14 protein-coding genes are annotated in these 18,268 nt (G+C 73.2%); 6 read left to right on the top strand and 8 right to left on the bottom strand.

Annotated elements, in window-relative coordinates:
* Positions 1-13: 13 nt before the first annotated feature.
* The 3 genes from ACFQSB_RS23890 to ACFQSB_RS23880 form a co-directional block, all read right to left on the bottom strand.
* Positions 14-1,018 (bottom strand): MerR family transcriptional regulator, encoded by a 1,005-nt coding sequence (locus ACFQSB_RS23890; protein ID WP_380829214.1) that lies wholly within the window; start codon positions 1,016-1,018, stop codon positions 14-16.
* Positions 1,019-1,024: 6 nt separating this feature from the next.
* Positions 1,025-1,714, bottom strand: a complete 690-nt coding sequence (locus ACFQSB_RS23885; protein WP_380829213.1) for a HEAT repeat domain-containing protein — start codon at positions 1,712-1,714, stop codon at positions 1,025-1,027.
* Between the two features lie 250 nt (positions 1,715-1,964).
* Entirely contained in the window at positions 1,965-4,025 is a 2,061-nt protein-coding gene (locus tag ACFQSB_RS23880) for a glycoside hydrolase family 6 protein (protein WP_380829212.1), read from the bottom strand.
* 463 nt (positions 4,026-4,488) lie between these two features.
* On the opposite strand from ACFQSB_RS23880, the gene ACFQSB_RS23875 reads away from it, so the two are divergent.
* The 3 genes from ACFQSB_RS23875 to ACFQSB_RS23865 all read left to right on the top strand — a co-directional run bounded on the left by ACFQSB_RS23875 (position 4,489) and on the right by ACFQSB_RS23865 (position 7,372).
* On the top strand, positions 4,489-4,869 hold the full coding sequence (locus ACFQSB_RS23875; protein ID WP_380829211.1) for a VOC family protein: 381 nt from the start codon (positions 4,489-4,491) through the stop codon (positions 4,867-4,869).
* Between the two features lie 182 nt (positions 4,870-5,051).
* A complete protein-coding gene (locus tag ACFQSB_RS23870) occupies positions 5,052-6,785 on the top strand; it encodes a histidinol-phosphatase (protein WP_380829209.1) in 1,734 nt (577 codons plus the stop codon).
* Complete coding sequence (locus ACFQSB_RS23865; protein ID WP_380829207.1) at positions 6,743-7,372, top strand: hypothetical protein; 630 nt, start codon at positions 6,743-6,745, stop codon at positions 7,370-7,372. Before ACFQSB_RS23870 ends, ACFQSB_RS23865 begins: the two co-directional genes overlap by 43 nt.
* A gap of 169 nt (positions 7,373-7,541) precedes the next feature.
* Here ACFQSB_RS23865 and ACFQSB_RS23860 read toward each other — a convergent pair whose 3' ends face one another.
* Together ACFQSB_RS23860 and ACFQSB_RS23855 are read right to left on the bottom strand one after the other, a co-directional pair.
* Positions 7,542-8,489, bottom strand: a complete 948-nt coding sequence (locus ACFQSB_RS23860; RefSeq protein WP_380829206.1) for a glycosyltransferase — start codon at positions 8,487-8,489, stop codon at positions 7,542-7,544.
* A 13-nt stretch (positions 8,490-8,502) separates the two neighbouring features.
* Positions 8,503-9,027: a D-glycero-alpha-D-manno-heptose-1,7-bisphosphate 7-phosphatase gene (locus tag ACFQSB_RS23855; RefSeq protein ID WP_380829204.1), complete on the bottom strand. Its 525-nt coding sequence runs from the start codon at positions 9,025-9,027 to the stop codon at positions 8,503-8,505.
* Between the two features lie 164 nt (positions 9,028-9,191).
* Between ACFQSB_RS23855 and ACFQSB_RS23850 the strand changes: the two genes are divergently transcribed.
* Positions 9,192-9,362 carry a hypothetical protein gene (locus ACFQSB_RS23850; protein WP_380829300.1) on the top strand — a complete coding sequence of 57 codons (171 nt, stop codon included), beginning with the start codon at positions 9,192-9,194 and terminating at the stop codon, positions 9,360-9,362.
* Positions 9,363-9,489: 127 nt separating this feature from the next.
* On the opposite strand, the gene ACFQSB_RS23845 is transcribed toward ACFQSB_RS23850, so the two are convergent.
* Positions 9,490-10,857 carry a PP2C family protein-serine/threonine phosphatase gene (locus ACFQSB_RS23845; protein ID WP_380829297.1) on the bottom strand — a complete coding sequence of 456 codons (1,368 nt, stop codon included), beginning with the start codon at positions 10,855-10,857 and terminating at the stop codon, positions 9,490-9,492.
* A 402-nt stretch (positions 10,858-11,259) separates the two neighbouring features.
* Here ACFQSB_RS23845 and ACFQSB_RS23840 point away from each other — a divergent pair, with 402 nt between their 5' ends.
* Positions 11,260-11,502 (top strand): hypothetical protein, encoded by a 243-nt coding sequence (locus tag ACFQSB_RS23840; RefSeq protein ID WP_380829202.1) that lies wholly within the window; start codon positions 11,260-11,262, stop codon positions 11,500-11,502.
* A gap of 87 nt (positions 11,503-11,589) precedes the next feature.
* Here ACFQSB_RS23840 and ACFQSB_RS23835 read toward each other — a convergent pair whose 3' ends face one another.
* Together ACFQSB_RS23835 and ACFQSB_RS23830 are read right to left on the bottom strand one after the other, a co-directional pair.
* Positions 11,590-12,198 (bottom strand): DUF5709 domain-containing protein, encoded by a 609-nt coding sequence (locus ACFQSB_RS23835; protein ID WP_380829200.1) that lies wholly within the window; start codon positions 12,196-12,198, stop codon positions 11,590-11,592.
* The gene (locus tag ACFQSB_RS23830; protein ID WP_380829198.1) at positions 12,195-14,654 is read right to left on the bottom strand and encodes a SpoIIE family protein phosphatase; all 2,460 of its coding nucleotides are present in this window, start codon (positions 14,652-14,654) and stop codon (positions 12,195-12,197) included. Before ACFQSB_RS23830 ends, ACFQSB_RS23835 begins: the two co-directional genes overlap by 4 nt.
* Before the next feature lie 79 nt (positions 14,655-14,733).
* On the opposite strand from ACFQSB_RS23830, the gene ACFQSB_RS23825 reads away from it, so the two are divergent.
* Positions 14,734-18,252, top strand: a complete 3,519-nt coding sequence (locus ACFQSB_RS23825; RefSeq protein ID WP_380829196.1) for a serine/threonine-protein kinase — start codon at positions 14,734-14,736, stop codon at positions 18,250-18,252.
* Positions 18,253-18,268: the final 16 nt, after the last annotated feature.

Below are 18,268 nucleotides of genomic sequence, written 5' to 3'. Positions count from 1 at the left end.
CGGCGAAGGGTGGTTATCGTGCGTCGCGTATCCGGAGGATGTACGCCGCGGTGAGCGCGACGGCGCGGTCTTCGTCCTGTGACAGGTCCGCGAGGGCTCGTGAGGCGGTGATTCCCGGGATCTCCGCGAGCGCCTGGGTCACCCGTAGACGGGCGGACGCTTCGACGGTGCCGAGGGCGAGACGACCGACGAGCCTGGCGGCGATCTCCTCCGCGGAAGCCGGACGACTCGCCAGCGCGCTCAGCGTGTCGGCCGCGTCGACGTCGTTCACGCCCTCCACGACCATGTCGACGAGCGTCGGAACCGCGTCGGCCACGCCACGTGTCCCCAATGCCAGCGCCGCGTACCTGCGGACCACGACGTCGGGGCTCGCGAGGGCGTCGCGCAGCAGCGTGGTCGCTCCGCCGTCCGGGATCTCGGCGATCGACCGGACGGCGCGGACGCGCACCTCGGCCGCCGGTGAGCCGAGGCCCTGCGCCAGCGGCGCCAGCGCGTCATCACCCGACTGCGCCAGAGCCCATCGAAGGGCTCCGGCGACGTTCGGGTCCGCCTCGCTCAGCGCCGCCTCGACCAGCGCTTCCACCGGCACCGGGACCTCACCGGCCGAGGACAGGGCCGCGCGCTGGCGCCTGCCGGCGCTCGTGGCCCCCAGGTCCCGCAGGAGTGCGACGATCTGCAGGACGTCCTCCCAGCCCGCGGGTTCCGCCGCGCCGATCCGGCGGAGCCGGGTAAGCAGCTCCGTCTCGGCGGCGATGCGTTCCTGCGTCTGGCGGATGAGGTCGTCGACGAGCTCCGAGGGCGTGAAGTCACGGTCATCCAGCGCGCGCCCGATCTCACGCAGCGACAGCCCCAACGACCGCAGGCTCTCGATATGGAAGATCCGCCGGATGTCCTCGCCGGAGTACTCGCGATAGCCGGCCCGGGTACGGCCCGTCGGCCGCACCAGGCCGAGCGCGTCGTAGTGCCTGAGCATGCGGGCGCTGACCCCGGACCGCCGGGCCACATCACCGATCAACACTGCCCATCACTCCTCCTTGCCGGAGCCGCCGAGGGCGACGACGCGCTTCGCCTCCTCGATCGCGAACTCGAATCCGGCATCCGGATCGCGTGACAGCCGCTCCGTGGCGATCGCGTGCTGACGCACACGGGGGTCGGGATGCGTCATGGCGGCGCGCAGGGCGGGCGTGATCACACTATCGAGCGCGACCAGCGCCCGGCTGAGGCTCAGCTGTGTCGCACGTTCGCCGCGTCCGAGCTGTGTGGCCAGCACTCCGGCCAGCTCGGGTCGCTCACCTTCGGGCACGAGCACGACCGCCGCCCGCCAGGCGCTCCGCGCGACCTCGTCGTCGGCGTCGGTCAGCAGCGCCCTGGTGATCGCCGGCCACGCCCGCCGATCGCCGATCTTGGACAGCGTGTGCAACGCCTGGCTTCGTGCCTGCGCGCGCTCCGAGCGGAGCTCGTCGATGAGCCTGGGAACCGTCATCGCCGCCGCGTGGCGGGTGAGCGCCCACGTGAGCATGTCGCGTACGTAGAATTCCGGCTCTACCGCACACCGTTCGACGAGCGCGTCGACGAACCGCGGGCCGGGGCTCGTGCCCACCGCCAGCGCCGCCCGCAGCCGCACTGACGGGTCGCCGTTCTCCAGCCCCTGGATGGCTCGGATCGTCTCGGTGTCCTGGTCCGGCATGGTCATCGGGACCACCTCCTCGGCCACAGTGAAGTCCTTGTCACCGTGTCAAGGTCAAGCGGGATCACGCCGTGAGGTCGCCAGGAGAGCTCAGGCCCGCGCCCGCCCCGAGCGCGGGGGACACAGCGGTGGACGCAGCGGTGGACGCAGCGGTGGACGCAAAAGAGCGTGGTCCCGCTCCGGAAGGACCCCTGTCCGGAGTGGGACCACGCTGGGTGGTGGTGGCGGGCCCCGCCACGGCCGTGTCAGCCGGGGCGAGGTCCGCAGTCCGCGATTGTCAGTTGATGGGCGGGTAGGCGTTGGCGAGGAGCTGGCGGAACTGCGCCGAGAACCACGCACCGGCGATCGGGGAGTCCGCCAGGGCGCCGGTCGGGTTGTTGCCGTTGCGCTCGTTACCGCCGTAGGTCGGGTCGCACATCCGGTCGAAGCCCTTGCCCTCGTTGTTGTCGATCGCCTTGCTGGAGCCGTCGGACTCACCCGGAGGCTTGATCCAGACGTAGGCGTCGATACCGGTGGCGGGAGCCGCCTTGGGCCGCTCGCCGATGCCGGCGCCGCTCTGGTTGCACCAGTTGCCGGCGTGGACGCGCCGGTCGACCTTGGAGGCGTTCACGAAGGTGTCGACGTTGGTCGAGGTGCTGGGCCCGGAGGGCCGGGCCGAGCCGCCCCAGCCGTTGCGCGAGGTGTCGATCAGCATTCCGATGCCGGAGTTGAACCCCTGGGAGACCAGCTCCTGGCGGAACGCCTGCGCGTAGGTCAGCTCGTCGACGTAGAAGTTCCAGTCGACCCACTTGGACTGACGCACCGACTGGCCGCCCACCGTGGTGTTGATGGTGAAGTACGGCTCGGTCAGGGCCGAGTAGTTGGCGGTGTTGGTGATGAAGCCGTCGACGCTGGCGAAGCCGGCGGTGGTGCCGCGCACGGTGTCGGCGAACAGCTGGGCGGAGGGACGGAAGTTGCTGTCCCAGCCGAGCCAGCCGTGGTGCCCGGCGTCGATGTAGGTGTAGACGTTCTTGATGGCGTGCAGCTTGTTCAGCGCGTACTGAATACCCTGAACGTAGGCGCCGCTGGACTTGGCCTCGGCGCACGCCGCGATGCTGGTGTTGGTGACCAGGTTCGGCAGCGAGTCGATCTCGATGACCGTCACGATGCGCAGGTTCGAGTACTTCGAGTCGCTCAGGATGGCGGCGATCGGGTCGATGAACTCGCTCTTGTAGCGGCTGAGGCCGTTCTCCGAGACCTTGAGCTCACCGTTGGAGGCAAGCGCCGAGCAGTCACGGTTGGGCAGGTCGTAGACGACGAACTGGATCGTCAGCGGGGTGCTGCCGTTGGCGGCGTCCTGCTGGACGGCCGCGTCGAGGTGCGCCCGCACGCCCTTGACGCTGGAGCTGCCCTCGATGGCGGCGATGCGGTCCAGCCACACGCCGGTCGAGAGGTTGGCGACGGCGGAGCCGCCCGGCTCGGCCGCGGCCTTGGAGGACCAGTCGGAGTTCACGTAACCGGTCGCGCCCGAGTACGGGTTGTCGACGTGCGTCGGGGTGGTGCCGCCGTCGTTGTCGGACTCGGTGGCGGTCACCGACACCGAGGACAGCCCGGAGGAGGCCACGCTGAAGGCACGCGAGCCGCTGGTGGTGTCACTGTCCTCGGCGGCCGCCAGGGTGACGTTCTGCGCGGTGTTCCAGTTCGACGTGGTGAAGGTCAGGCTGGAACCGCTGCTGATGGTGAGGTCGGAGTCGCCGCTGCCGGCGGTCGAGGTCACCGTCACGCTGGAGCTGGGCTGCCGCGCCAGGCGCACACCGTAGGTGGCGGTGCTGCCCTCGGGGACGGTCACCGACGTCGGGCTGACCACCAGCGACTGGACGCCCGGAGTCGGGGTCGGGGTCGGAGTCGGAGTGGGGGTCGGCGTGGGAGTCGGCGTCGGGGTGGGCGTCGGCGTGCGCGTCGGCGTGGGAGTCGGCTGCGGACCGCCGTTGCACGTCGTGCCGTTGATGGCGAAGCTCGTCGGGTTGCTGTTGCTGCCGCTGAAGCTGCCGTTGAACCCGAGCGTCCACGAGGCGCCGCTGGCCTGGCTGCCGTTGTAGGACTCGTTCCGCGCGGTCACGTTGGCGCCCGACTGCGACCACTGGGCGCTCCACCCGTTGGTCACCCGCTGGTTGCCGGGGAAGGTGAACGTCAGCGTCCAGTTGGACAGCGCGTCGCCGAGGTTCTTGATGACGAGGTTGCCACCGAACCCGCCACCGCCCTCCCACGACTTGGTATACGTGACATCACAGGCGACCGCGGCGTGGGCCGTGGTCGGGGCCGCGGCGAGCCCGATGCCGGTGAGCACTAGCGCTGTCACCGCCGTCAAGCCTCGTCGCCAGGATCTCTGGTGGGGTCCCATTGTCTGTTTGTCTCCCTCATGAAACTGATGGGGTTCGCCGCCTTCTTGAGACGGCCAAGCAGCACCCAGCTCGACATCGCCTGTGGGAGCGCTCCCATCGTCGGAGTGTTTCGAGAGGATGTACAGCAGATTGCGCACCGCCCCCGCACGGCCGCGACCGCCGCCGTCCCGCGTGGCCCACCGGACCCGCGATGGCCTTGGCAAACGCGGGTCGCAGCACAGTGGATCACCGGGCAGCCCGATGAAACATTCATCTGGAACCGCGTTCTGGGCGCTTTCGCGCCGGTCACGGACCGGTGGTCCGGAGCTCGCCCCGCCCACCGCCGTCCCACGCTCCGCTGAAAGCAATTGATACCCGTCGTTTAACCGGCTTCCGCCGGTGCAGGAACCGGGGACGGAACCCCACGTCCCAGGAGGCGGAATGTCGGACAGGCCCAGCATGTCGCTGTCGGGCATCGTGCTCGACGCCCCCGACGCCCGGGAACTGGCGGCGTTCTACCGCCGGCTCCTGGGCTGGACGGTGTCGCAGGACGAGCCGGACTGGGTGAAGCTCGCCGCCCCGGACGGCGGGCCGGGCCTGTCGTTCCAGACCGAGACCGCGTACACCCGGCCGACCTGGCCCGCCGGCCCCGGCGACCAGCGGATGATGGTCCACCTCGACATCAAGGTGGAGGACCTGGAGGTCGCCGGCGCGCACGCCGCGGCTTCGGGCGCGGTCCTGGCCGACTTCCAGCCACAGGACGACGTCCGCGTCTACCTCGACCCGGCCGGCCACCCCTTCTGCCTGTTCACCACCGAGTAGCCCGCGACCTCCCGTCGTTGACCGCGCTCTGACCAGGCCGCTGACCGCCCGGGTCGTACGCGACGTCGCAAGCCGATCGCCCTTCCGCCGATCCGGGTTGTTCACGCGCGGTTCAGCCGCTCTTGCCAATCTGCCTGACGTAGCCGGAGCAAGATCTCTCCGGCGGGATGGAAGGGCAAGAAATGGGCCACGGGCACGACCACCCTCACGAGCACTCGCACGCTCACCCCCACGACCACTCCCACGGCGCCGGGCACGCCGGCCAGGGCGACCTCGCACCGGTCGTGGACCTGTCGGTTCCCGACGCCGAGCTCTCCCCCGGCGAACTCTCGCGCCGCCAGATGTTCCGCCGCGCGGGCCTGCTGGGCGCGGGCCTGACCGCCGCCGGCGTGCTGGGCACGCAGGGCGCCGCGGCCGCCGCCACGCAGCGCACCCGCACGAGCACCGAGCCCCGTGACGGCTACCTGTGGCTGGCCGGCGACCACCACATCCACACCCAGCACAGCAGCGACGGCATGTACAAGGTGAGCGACCAGGTCAGGCACGGCAACGCCTACGGCCTGGACTGGATGGTCATCACCGACCACGGCAGCGTCGCGCACGCCAAGATCGGCGTGGACAAGGTCAACCCGGACATCGTCGCCACGCGCAAGGCCGTCAAGGACACCCTGGTCTTCCAGGGGCTCGAGTGGAACATCCCGGCCGCCGAGCACGGCACCGTCTTCGTGGCGCCGGGCCGCAACGAGGTCGCCACGCTGAAGGAGTTCGAGAACTCCTTCGACGGCTCGGTCAAGGGCGCGACCGCCGGCACCCCGCAGAACGAGGCGCTGGCCATCGCGGGCCTGAACTTCCTGGCCGACGCCGTGCGCCGGCGCCGCGTCGAGGACGCGCTGTTCCTCGCCAACCACCCCGCGCGCAAGGGCCTGGACACCCCGCACGAGATCCGCGGCTGGCGGGACGCGCAGCCGTCCATCGCCGTCGGCATGGAGGGCGCGCCCGGCCACCAGGCCGCGGGCATCGCCAAGCCCAACGGCGCCGGCAGCGGGCGCGGCTTCTACGACAACAGCCCGAGCGCCGACTCCTTCGCCGCCTACCCGCCCGAGAGCTACAAGACCTTCGGCGGGTTCGACTGGATGACCGCCACCGTCGGCGGCCTGTGGGACAGCCTCCTGGCCGAGGGCAAGAGCTGGTGGATCACCGCCAACTCCGACTCCCACACGGTGTACCTCGACACCAGCGACCGCGGGCCGGGCGGGAACTTCGACACCGACGGCCGGTACAACGACCCGGTCTACAAGGGCGTGCCGAACACCTCCAACGGCGACTTCTGGCCGGGCTACTACAGCAAGACCCACGTCGGGTCGCGCGAGTTCTCCTACACCGCCGTCATGGACGGCATCCGCCAGGGCCGCGTCTGGGTGGACCACGGCGGCCTGATCACCGCCCTGGTCGTCCGCGCCCGCCAGACGGGCACCGGCCAGCGCGGGGTGACGCTCGGCGACACCCTCCACGTCCGCAAGGGCGCCAAGGTGGAGATCGCCATCGAGATCACCCTGGCGAACCAGCCCAACTGGGCGCAGTTCATCCCGGCCCTGGCCCGCGTGGACGTCATCCAGGGCGAGGTGACCGGCCCGGTGTCCGACAAGGACGTCTTCACCACCCCGGCGACCAAGGTCGTGAAGTCCTTCGAGGTGAAGAAGAACACCGGCACGGTCACCTTCACCTACCAGGTCGGCGCCGTCGACCGGCCGGTGTACGTGCGCCTGCGCGGCACCGACGGCAACCGCGGCGCCGTGGGCCTGCTGGGCGCGTCGGTGGACCCGGCCGGCCCGGCGATCGACGTCTTCGGCGACGCCGACCCGTGGAAGGACCTGTGGTTCTACAGCAACCCGATCTGGATCGCGCCGCGCGGATGATCCTCGGCCTGGACGCGGGCTCGCGGACGGTCGCGGAGGCCGAGCACCTTCTCCACGAGATGGCGGAGTCGCTCGGCCTCCCGGCCGGGACCGTGGGCTGCACGCACTTCGTCCGCACCACGGGCCTGGCACACGTGGCCTGCTCCCTGTCCATCCCCGCCGCGACAGGCAAAGAAGCGGGCGCGGCCCCGGCAGGCGGCGTGGATCTCGGCGCGCTGCCGGCCCATCTGGGGGCAGCGCTCGGCGACGCCCGCACCGGGCCCGGCGACCTCGCGGAGGGCGCCGCGCTCGCGGCGGCCGCGCACGCCGCGGGGTCCAGCGGCCGTCTGGTGCTGTTCCCGGGCAGGGACGCGCTCACCGGCACCCTGACCACGGCCGAGGTGCTCGCCCGTTCGGCGGTCGAGCGGGTCGTGGTGCTCGGCCGGACCGAGGACCCCGCGCCGGACGCGCCCTTGGCCACCAACGACTTCGTCCGGCCGCAGTGGCGCGACGGGCGGATCGTCCTGCTCGCCATGCCGGCGGCGGGCGGGATGCTCATGCCGGCCGAGGTGCCGAACCCCACCCCGTGCTGCGCCGACCATGGCTGACCGCTGAGGCGGGGCCGCGGGCCGACACCGGCGGCCCCGAACCTCGGGCGGGACGACCCGCGCGTCTGGCACGACGGCCCGCGCCACAGGCACGACTGCGGCGCCACAGGCACGACGGCCCGCGCCACAGGCACGACGGCCCGCGCCACAGGCTGTGACGGCCCGCGCGTCAGGCGCGGGCCGTCGCGGTCTCGGCGAGGAGCCGGTCCCAGTCGGCGAGGAAGCGGTCCAGCCCGTAGCGGGCGCAGGCGGCGGCCCGGGCCGCCTTGCCCGCCTGGGCCGCCGCCGCCGGGTCGGCGGTGAACGACCGCAGGGCGGCGGTCAGCGTCGCGAGCCGGGTCGAGATCACCCCGGCCTCCGGCGGCACGGCCTCGACGGCCTCGGTGGTCGCGAGCGCGACCACCGGCATGCCCAGCATCATGGCCTCGATCAGCGACAGGCCCAGCGACGTCCACCGGTAGGGGTGCAGGTAGACGCGGCGCCGGGCCAGCTCGGCGTGCATCTCGCGCTGCGGCAGGTCCTCGAAGACGCCGTACGGCAGGCCGGTGACCTTCATGCCGAACACGTCCAGCGGCGCGGCGGCGGCGAACGCCGGCAGCAGGTCGGTCCCGGCGACCCGGGTGCGGCGCACCGGCTCGTTGACCACGACGCCGGCCCGGGCGAGCTCGCCGGTGTAGCGGTGGCCGGGGTCGACGACGCCGTGCTCGATGACCCGGGTGGGCGCCCGCCCCGCGTCCCAGAACAGCTCGTTGAAGTGCGTGACGTGCACCAGCGGGATGTCGTCTCGGCCGGCCAGCGGGTGGCGGGTGGCCGGGACGTCCCCGGCAGGGGTGTTGTGCTCGACGTAGACGGCGGGCACGTCCCTTCCGGGACGGCGGCCGAGCCAGCGCTCGGCCAGGTCCAGCTCGTGCGGCCGCTGGAGCACGACCACGTCGACGTCCTCCTCGCGCAGGCGGTCCCACGGGACCTCGCGGACGGAGGCGGGCCAGGTGTAGGTGCGCGCCCTTCCGCGCCCGTCGGGGCCACGGTCGGCGGTGAGCGGCACCATGTAGTCGTGGCCGCCCTGGACGAACGCGGTCGTCCAGGACCCGTGCACATGCCACAGCAGCACCCTCATGGCCTCGCCTCTCTCATGTCATCACCCGCTCGACGGCGTCGGCGAGATCGCGGGCGACCTCCGGGGCGGCGTCGACCTCGGCGGGGAGGGTCACCGGGGTCGGGACCAGGATGCCCCTGGCCCCGGCCGCGCGGGCGGCCTCCATGTCGCGGCCGATGTCGCCGATGACCACGCACTCGGCCGGGGCGACGCCGAGGGTCCGCGCGGCCCGCAGGACCAGGCCGGGCATGGGCTTGCGGCAGGCGCACCCGTCGCCGTCGTCGTGCGGGCACACCGCCCAGACCCCGAACGGGCCGAGCAGCTCCTCGACGCGGGCGTTGACCCTGCGCAGGGCGGCGGCGTCGAACAGGCCCTTGGCCACGCCGGCCTGGTTGGTGACCACACCGAGGGGCATTCCGGCCCCGCGCAGCCGGTCGAGGGCGGCCCGTGCGCCGGGCATGGGGCTGACCAGCCGCGGGTCGGCGTTGTAGGGGACGTCGTGGATGAGCGTGCCGTCGCGGTCGAACAGCACCGCGCGTGGACGGGGGTGGATCGGCACGGGGAGACCTCCAGCCTGCCGGATGCCCATGTTCGAATGGGACAAACGACTACTTTGGGTGACGACACGCAGCGCGCTCCTTCCTTATTGCCCGTTATGCCGCTGCTTACTGTTTGGGGAGCGCTTCTCTCGGTAGTCATCCCCCGCCGATGGAGGGAGAAGCGATGAGGTTCCTCGGCATCAACGCGATCTTCCACGACCCCGTCGCCACGCTCGTGGTCGACGGGCGTGTGGTCGCGGCCACGGAGGAGGAACGGTTCAGCCGCCGCGAACACGGCAAGCGTCCCGTGCCCTTCTCGGCCTGGGAGCTCCCCGAGCAGGCCGCCCTGGCTTGAGGTGGCCCGCACCCGGCCTCGCCCATCGACTACCTGCGCCGTCCGATCGAGACGCTCAAGGTGGGCAGCCTGGGCAGCGCCCCGACCGCGGCGCTCAGGCGCGCGGTCGCCGGCCGGTGGGCGCCTGTCAGGCGCGCGGTGCGAGCCGGCGGGCGCCGCCGCCGCGCCATTCGGCCAGCAGCACCGTGGCGTCGTCCTGCAACTCGCCGCTGTGGTAGTCGAGCACGTTGCGGATCAGGCGGCGCAGGGTCTCGGGGACGGCGAGGCCGGCGGCGTTGTGCCGGATGATGAAGTCGACGAAGTGGTGCAGCCCGAACTCCTGCCCGTGCCGGTTGCGGGCCTCGGTGATGCCGTCGGTGTAGAGCAGCAGCCGGTCGCCCGGCTCCAGTTGCTCCCGGCACAGGGTGACGGGAATGCCGAGGTCCAGGCCGAGAGGGTGGGACGGCGGGCACTCCAGGGTGGAGGTCCAGCGTCCGTCCCTGATCACCACGGGAGGGTGGTGCCCCCGGTTGACCCACGTCAGCAGGCCGGTCGTCAGGTCGAGATGCGCCATGATCGCGGTGACGAAGCGGACGCCCCTGCCGAACTCCTCGATCAGGACGCGCTCGACGTTCTCGCTGGTCTCGACGAGCCCCGCGCCCTGGCGGCGGTGGTTGCGGCAGGCGGCCACGGCAAGGTTGGCGGTGAGCCCGGCGGAGGTGTCATGGCCCATCGCGTCGAAGATGGCCAGGTGCACGACGTCGCCCGCGATGGCGTAGTCGAACGCGTCGCCGCCGATCTCGTACGCGGGCTCCAGGACGGCGCCGATCACCATGGTCTCGTTGGCGAAGGTCAGCGGCGGCGTGAGGTTCCACTGCATCTCGGCGGCCACGTTCATCGGCTTCCTCCGCACCAGCCGGGCGTAGGAGTCGCTGTAGGGCCGCTTGCTGATCACCAGGAGCGCGACCAGCGACGCCAGGGACTCGGCGGCCTCGCGGTAGGCGAACCCGGTCTCACGCGGGAGCTCCTCGGCGGCGGCGTCCGTGGCCTCGTCGCCGTGAGACGGGGCGTCCCGGGGATCGCGCGTGGCGGCCCTGATCACACCGAGACGCTCGACGCCGTCCAGCATGGGCACCCAGAGGATCGTGCCGCCGCCGGGCGCGGCGGACGACAGTATCCGCGTCTCCTGGAAGACCCGGCCCGCCAGCGTCCCCTCGACGCTCAGCTCGGTGACCTCCTCGGTGCCCGGCTCGCCGGCGAACATCTGCCCACCGGCCATCTCCTCGGTGCCGGCGGTGTCACCGGTATCGGCCTTGTCCTTGGCGGCGATCTCGCCGAGGGCGGTGAGCGGGCGCAGCACGTTCTGCTGCAGGTCGGCCAGGTAGACGCGCACGTCGTACAGGCCCGCGCGGGCCGCGTGCTCGGCCACCAGGGCCGGAATCTGTTCCAGGGCGGCGAAATGGGCGTCGTCGAGCAGGCGGACCAGCATCTCCGCCGTGCCTGGGCGCCGATCCATCACGCGACCGACCGTATCAGGGCGCCGGCGCGCCGCTCCGGTGAGCGCGTCATCTCGGCGGAGACCCCGTGGGGACGCGGAAGGCCGGCGGGACGCGGCCGGGACGTACCCGGCCGACTCGAAGGCGGCGAACCCGAAGCCGACCGCCGCGCCGAGGATCACAGGGTCGGCCTCTACCTCGGCCCTAAGGCGGCGACCACCGGTCCTCTGGCGATGAAACCGCAGGTGGAAGGGGCTGCGCAGTGTAGCCGCGCGTCCCGGGGGTAGGCAAAGAGGGGGTTCACGCGACGATTCCACGGCCCGCACCGCGCCCGCCCGGCACACAGGGTCCACGGCGGCGACGCCGGCAGTCGTCCCGGCCGGAACAGGGCCGGAGCCCGCCGTGGATGTACGGGGGACGACATGAGCACATCATCCGGCAAGGAGCGGTCCGGGCACCTCGAGCAGGAGGAGTCCGGCCACGTCGAGCGCGACACCGGCGGGGCGTCCGGCGCGCCGTCCACACCCGCCGCGGAAGGCTCTGCGGCGGCCGGCGGCGTCCCGCACGGGATGCCCTTCGGCTCTCGCGCGAGCGAGGGCGAGACGGAGATCAGCGACGCCGAACGGGAACGCCTCAAGGAACTCAACCCGGACGACTTCGAATGACCCAGCCCAGGGCGAGAAGGCACCGCCTTCTCCCCTAGTGCACCACGTCCGGTGCTCGTCCTGGTTCGGACCCGGGCCGGTGGGGGGTCACTCGGGCTCCACCCGCATCGCGGCCTCCTCGGCGGTGTAGCCGCCGCCGTCCGGGCCCACCTCCTCCGCGATCAACTCGGCCTCGGTGTCGCCTCGGACGCCCTCGTCCGGCTCGACCAGGCGGCCCGCGCGCCGCGGCTCGTCCCACACCGTCCCGGACGGCTCCTCGGGCCGGGCGGACCAGTCGTCGTCGAGGCCGTCATCGGGCTCGAAGCGGGTGTCGAGGTCGGAGCCGACCCCGAGGCCGTTCTCGGCGTCCTCATCGGACGGCGGGCCGTCGGGGATCTCCGGATCCAGGCCGCGCTCGTCCAGGCCGCGCTCGTCCAGACCGCGCTCGTCCACGTCTCGCGTGCCCGTCGCGGCCTCCTGCTCGCCGACGCCGAACACCGGCTCCTCCTCGGGGACCTCGCGCCGCAGCCGGCCCTCCAGGGACTCGCCCTGGCTCTGCTCCTCCATCGTGGTGCCGAAGTCGTCCACCCCGATCGGCCGGTCCCCCGGCAGCGGCGCCTCCTGGGGATCGACCGCCCACTGCTGCTGCGGGGTGCCTTCCTGCAGGTCGTGTATCCCCTCGTCCTCGAACCGTGAATGCGGGTCACGTGCGTTCACGACCGCGCCCCCTCTCCCCCTGGCCGGGTCACCTGCCGGCGATCATCATCTGCCGCATCCGGCCCTACCCGCCTCCGCGGCCCGAAACATGGCGACCCGGCCCCGTGGCCGGTGTCCAGGTCCAGCCAGACCGTCTTGCCGCGGCCGCTCGGCGAGTTGCCCCACGTCGTGGCGAGCCGCCCGACGATGATCAGGCCGCGGCCGTGCTCGGCGACCGCGTTGGTCTCCTCGGAGGCGGTGATCGGCGCGGGCACGGCGGGGTGGGGGTCGGTGTCGCGGACCTCCAGGTGGACCCGGTCGGGGTACTCGCGCAGCCGCACCTCCACGTCGCTGTCGGCGTGGATGAGCGCGTTGGTGACCATCTCCGAGGCCATCACCTCCAGGTCGTCGGACAGCTCGTCCAGGCCCCATTCGCGCAGGTGGCGCCGGACGAACCTGCGGGCGGCCCCGACGCCCTGCAGATCGTGCCGCTGGATGGCCATGCGGTCGATGCGGCGGCGCTCGCCGCACGGGTCGCCCTCGTAGCGGGCGAGCAGGACGGCGATGTCGTCGCGGCGCACCTCGTGGTCCGGCGCGACGGCGATGAGACGGTCGGCGAGCCGCTCCAGGGAGGCGTCACCGGGCTCCTCGACCGATGCGAGCAGGTCGCGGGCGCCGAGCACCGGATCGCCGGTGGCCGACTGCGCGAGGCCGTCGGTGTAGAGCATCAGCAGCGAGCCCTGGCGCAGGGGGATCTCGGCCGTGCGGTGCGCCCCGTCGAGCGGGACTCCCAGCGGCACGTTGGGGGGGACGTCGGGCACCGTGACCTCGCCGTCCGGCCCGCAGACCAGCGGCACGGGGTGGCCGGCGAGCGCCACCTCCGCGACTCCGGCCTCCGGGTCGATGCGCACGACGCAGCAGGTGGCCAGCAGGTCGGTGTCGAGGTCGGCGAGCAGGTCGCTGGATCTGGCGAGCACCCCGGCCGGGCTGTGCCCCTCGGCCGCGTAGGCGCGCAACGCGCTGCGCAGCTGGCCCATGATCACGGCGCTGTCGATGTTGTGCCCCTCCACGTCGCCCACGATCAGGGCGATGCGGCCGCCGGGCAGGCAGAAGGCGTCGTACCAGTCGCCGCCGACCCCGGCGGAGGTGGGGGCCGACAGGTAGCGGGCGGTCGTGACCACCTGCGGCAGCTCGGCCAGCGTGCGCGGCAGCAGCCTCTTCTGCAACCCCTGGGCGAGGGCCCGCTCGTTCTCGCCGAGCCGCGCCCGCTCCGCCGCCAGGCCGAGCTGGCTGGTCATCATCAGCAGGACGGCGCGCTCACCGGCCCCGAACCGCCGGGGCCGGTCGAAACCGAGGATGAAGGTGCCGACCGGCGCGGCGCTCGGGCCGATCGGCAGCACGGCCAGGGACTGCAGACCGCCGGCGGTCATGGACGGATAGTCGGAGTTCAGGACGTCGTCACCGGTGAAGAACAGCGGGTCGCGGTTGCGGATCACGTCGGTGTAAGGAGTGGACCGGGTGAGGGGGACGTCGTGGATCTCCTCCGTCAGATCCATCTGGCAGCCCGTCTGCCCGGCCAGCCGCAGCCGGCCCTCCGCGATCGTGGCCAGGGCGAAGCAGCAGGCGCCGAAGGGCGCCATCACCCGCTGCTCGGCCGCGTGGATGATCTCCGGCAGGCCGCTGGCCTCGTTCAGCATCGCCGAGAGCTTGTACACCTGGTACATCAGCGACATGCCGAACGAGCCGGGGATGCCGGGCAGGCCCCACTCCCGCTCCTGTGCGACGCCGTCGTACAGCGGCATGACCACCGGGGGGCGGTTGGCCCTGATGGACGCGCCCCGCTCGCCCAGGCGGGCCAGGTCGCGGCTCAGCGAGGCGCCCATGCCCCTCAGGCGGAGCATCTCGGCGTCGGGGAGCCGATGCCGGCGAGGAGGCACCCACGCCACGGTGAGCGTCCCGATCGGGCCCTCCTCGGCGATGAGCGGGACCGCGACCACCGAGTAGGCGAAGGGGACCAGCGGCAGCAGCCGCGCGGCGGGGAAGCTCGCGTCCGTGGCGCCCACGCTCACCGGCCGCCCGGTGCGGTAGGCCATCGCCGTGGCGTACGGCCCGTCCACCGACATCCGGTCGGGCATGGTGAAGATCGCGGGAGGGGCGCCGCAGATCACGGTCGCCGCCAGGTACCGCCCCTCGTCGTCGGGCAGGTAGACCGCCCCCGAGTAGGCGTCCATGTCACGCACCGCCCGGCTCAGGGCCGCGCCGATCAGCACGTCCCGCCCGGTGCCGGCCGTCGGCGGGACATGAGGGACGTGCCTGCGGTCTTCGAGCGTGGCCCGCTCCCTTGCTCTGCTGCGCGAGGACGCCCGCGCCTGGTCGGTGCTCTGGCGCGATCCGGTCCCGCGGGCGGTCGTGCCCCGGTTCCGCGTTCCCGCCGGGCGTACAAACCACACTCTATCGGCGCAGGTCAGACGGCCCACAGCGCACCTGCTGCGAAGGCGGCGAACCACGTCGCGATGTGACGCGTCCAACGCCCTGTACGGACGGCGAGAGGACACCATGGCGCAGGGGCTCGTGAACGGCGATCCGCAGAGGGTGGGCGGATACTGGCTGGCCGGCCGGCTCGGGGCGGGCGGGCAGGGCGTGGTGTACGAGGCCTACGACGCCGAGGGCTCCCGGGTCGCGATCAAGGTGCTGCACGGCCACTCCGCCGGCGACGCGGACTCGCGCGAGCGGATGCGCAGGGAGACGGCCGCGGCCCAGCGGGTCGCCTCGTTCTGCACCGCCCGCGTGCTGGCGGCCGACATCGCGGGCGAGCGGCCCTACATCGTCAGTGAGTACGTCGAGGGCCCCGACCTGCGCAGGGCCCTCGCCCGGGGCCGCCGGTTCGCCGGGGGCGACCTGCACCGGCTGGCCACCGCGATCGCCACGGCGCTGGCGGCGATCCACGAGGCGGGCGTCGTGCACCGCGACCTCAAGCCGGACAACGTGCTGCTCGGCCCGGACGGGCCCCGGGTCATCGACTTCGGCATCGCCCGCACCCTGGACATGTCGCTGACCGCCACCGGCCAGACCTCCGGCACCCCGACGTACATGGCGCCGGAGGTGTTCGGCGGGACGCGCGCCGGGATGCCGGCCGACGTGTTCGCCTGGGGGGCGATCGTGCTGTTCGCCGCGACCGGCGCCGATCCGTTCATGGCCGACAACATCGGCGCGGTCATGCACCGGATCCTGTCGATCCATCCCGACCTGGACGTGCTCCCCCCGTCGCTGCGCGGGCTGGTGGGCGCCGCCCTGGCCAAGGACCCCACCGCCCGGCCGACCGCGCCCGAGCTGCTGCTCGCGCTGGTCAGCGGGGACGGGAGGCTGGACATGGCGCGGCTGCTGGTGGAGGGCACGCGCACCGCCGGCGGCATGTCCCGGCGGCCTGCCGGGGACCCCTCGCTCGGCACCATCGCCGAGGAGACCTACGAGACGCTCAGCCCGGCCGACCGCGAGCTCGTCCCGGAGATCTTCCTGCGCCTGGTCACCGTCGGCGACGACGGCGAGCTCCTCGCGCGGCGGGTCCCGCGCGAGGAGATCATCGGCGGGCGTCCGGCTCCGGAGGCCGAGGCGGTCGAGCGCGTGCTGGGCGCGTTCTCCTATCTGGTGCGCGCGGGCGCCGAGGAGGTGGCCTTCACCCGTCCCGCCCTGCCGCACGCCTGGCCGCGCATGCGCGGCTGGGTCAGGGCCGACCGCGACGGCCTGCCCGCGCACCGTGAGATCGCCACGGCCGCGCGGCGGTGGCACCTGCAGGGGCGCAAGGAAGGCGAGCTGATGCAGGGCGGGTCCCTGGAGCGCGCGCTGGGCTGGGCGGCCACCGGTCGCCGCCACATCACCCTCACTCCCGTCGAACGCGACTTCCTGGACGCGGGGGCGGCGCTGACCCGGCGCAGGGCCCGGCGCGGCAGGGTCGTGACGGCCGTGATGGCCGTGCTGCTCGTCATCGCCCTGGCGGCGACCACGGTCGCGGTGTGGCAGATCAGAGTGGCCGCGGCCCAGCGCGACGAGGCCGAGGCACGCCGGATCGCCGTGGTCTCCGAAGGGCTGCGCGGCACCGATCCCGTGCAGGCGATGCTGCTCAGCGTGGCGGCCTGGAAGCTCAGCCCGGTGCCCGAGGCGAGGGCCGCGCTCACCGGCTCGCTCGCCCAGCGCGAGGTGCGGGTCTTCCAGGACCCGGCCGCGGACGCCGTCCGCCGCCTCAGCGACGACGGCCGGGTGCTGGTCAGCATCTCGCGCGGCGTGGCCCGGGCCTCGGACGTCCGCACCGGCGCTCCGGCCGGCGCGGTCGTCAAGATCGGCGAGGCGGGCGGGCGGATCATGGACGCCGCGGTCAGCCCGCGCGGCAGGGTGCTCGCGGTCGCCATCGAGGGACGCGACGTACGGCTGTGGGACCTGCGGACCGGGCGCGCGCTCCCCCGTACCTACCCGCTCGGCGCCGCGAGCACCCACCTGGGCGTCACCCTGACCTACGGCCGGTCCGAGCACCTGCTGGCCGTCTCGCTCGGCGAGGGCGAGACGGTGTGGAACACCGCCACCGGCCGCACGTCGGCGGGCGGGATGTGCTGCGGCGCGATCGCCACCCCCGACGGCACGGCCGTGATCAGCGCGGGCCCGCAGAGCACTCCCGTCGTTCGCACCACGGTGCCGGGCGGGCGGGACACCACCCTGATGGCCTCGTGCCCGGAGTGCTGGTACCGGCCGGCGCTCAGCGACGACGGCCGGACGCTCGCGATAGGGAACAACGGCGCCATCGGCCTTCACGACCCGGTGACGGGCGCGCAGCACGACCTGATCATGGAGGGCTGGAACGGAGGCGATCTGCGCTTCTCCCATGACGGGACGCTGCTCGCCTCGATCGCCCCGGCCGGCGTCCAGGTCTACCGGGTCGCGGACCGCGCCCTGGTCATGGAGCACGTGGTCGCGACGGACGGGGCCCGGCTCGCGTTCGATCCCGACGGGCGCACGCTGCGCTACCTGGACGGCGACACCGTCGTCAGCCTGGACCTGACCGGTCTGTCCGGCGCCACCGCCGGTCACTGGGCCGCGATGAGCTCCGACGCGCGGATGCTGGCCTACCGCGACTCGGCCACGGGAGAGTTCGGCCTCGCCCGGGCCGACACCGGCGGACCCGCCGGCCGGCGGCTGTTCTCGACGCGCCCCGGAGGGCTCTACACCCTCGGCACCGCCTTCAGCCGGGACGGGCGGCTGCTCGCGGTGGGCGGCGACGACCCCGACGATTCCGGGATCACCGTCTGGGACACCGCCACCCGGGCCCGCCGCGCCCGGCTGACCGGGCTGGCGTCCTACCCGGACGCGATGGCGTTCGCCCCCGACGGCCGCCACCTGGCCGCCCTGGTGCGTACCGGTGAGCCGCGGACCGGTGACCAGATCATGCTGTGGGACCTGCGCGACGGCCGACGGCTGTGGCGGCTGGACCGCCAGTCGGCGGCCGAGATCGGCTTCACGCCGGACGGCAGGGCCGTCGTGCTGCGCGCCGAGGACGCCCGCGCCGTCGACGTCGCGACCGGCCGCCAGGCGGGGCCCGTCACCCTGGGGGACGACGCCCGCCAGACGCGGCTCACCGGGGGCGGCGCCCTGTACGCGCTCGGCGACGCCGAGGGGCGGCTGACGCTGTGGACGCCCGGCTCCGGCGGCCCGGCGAAGCTGATCCTGCACGGGCCCACGCGCGATGTGACCGCCGTCGCGGCCGGCCCGGACGGTCGCCTGATCGCCACGGTGCAGGGGGGCCGGACGGGTTCGGTGGCCCTGTGGGACCGCGCGACCGGGGTGCTGCTCGGCCGCCCCGTCGTCGAGCGGATCAACGCCGTCAGGGAGGTCGCCTTCTCCGCCGACGGGCGCCGGCTGATGGTCCTGGACGACCAGGGCGGCTTCGCCGTCCATCCCATCGCGCCCGACGCGCTGGCGGCGGCCGCCTGCGCCCGCGCGGGCCGCGACCTGACGCCCGGAGAGTGGGCCGCCCAACTCCCTGGACTCCCTTACCGCCCCACCTGCCCGTCCGCCGCGTCCCCGCGTTGAGCCGGACCCCGCCGAG

The organism is Sphaerisporangium rhizosphaerae, assembly GCF_042665155.1.
GTDB lineage: Bacteria > Actinomycetota > Actinomycetes > Streptosporangiales > Streptosporangiaceae > Sphaerisporangium > Sphaerisporangium rhizosphaerae.
Note: the sequence above shows the minus strand (reverse complement) of the source record. Positions and strands in the feature narration are given on the sequence as shown.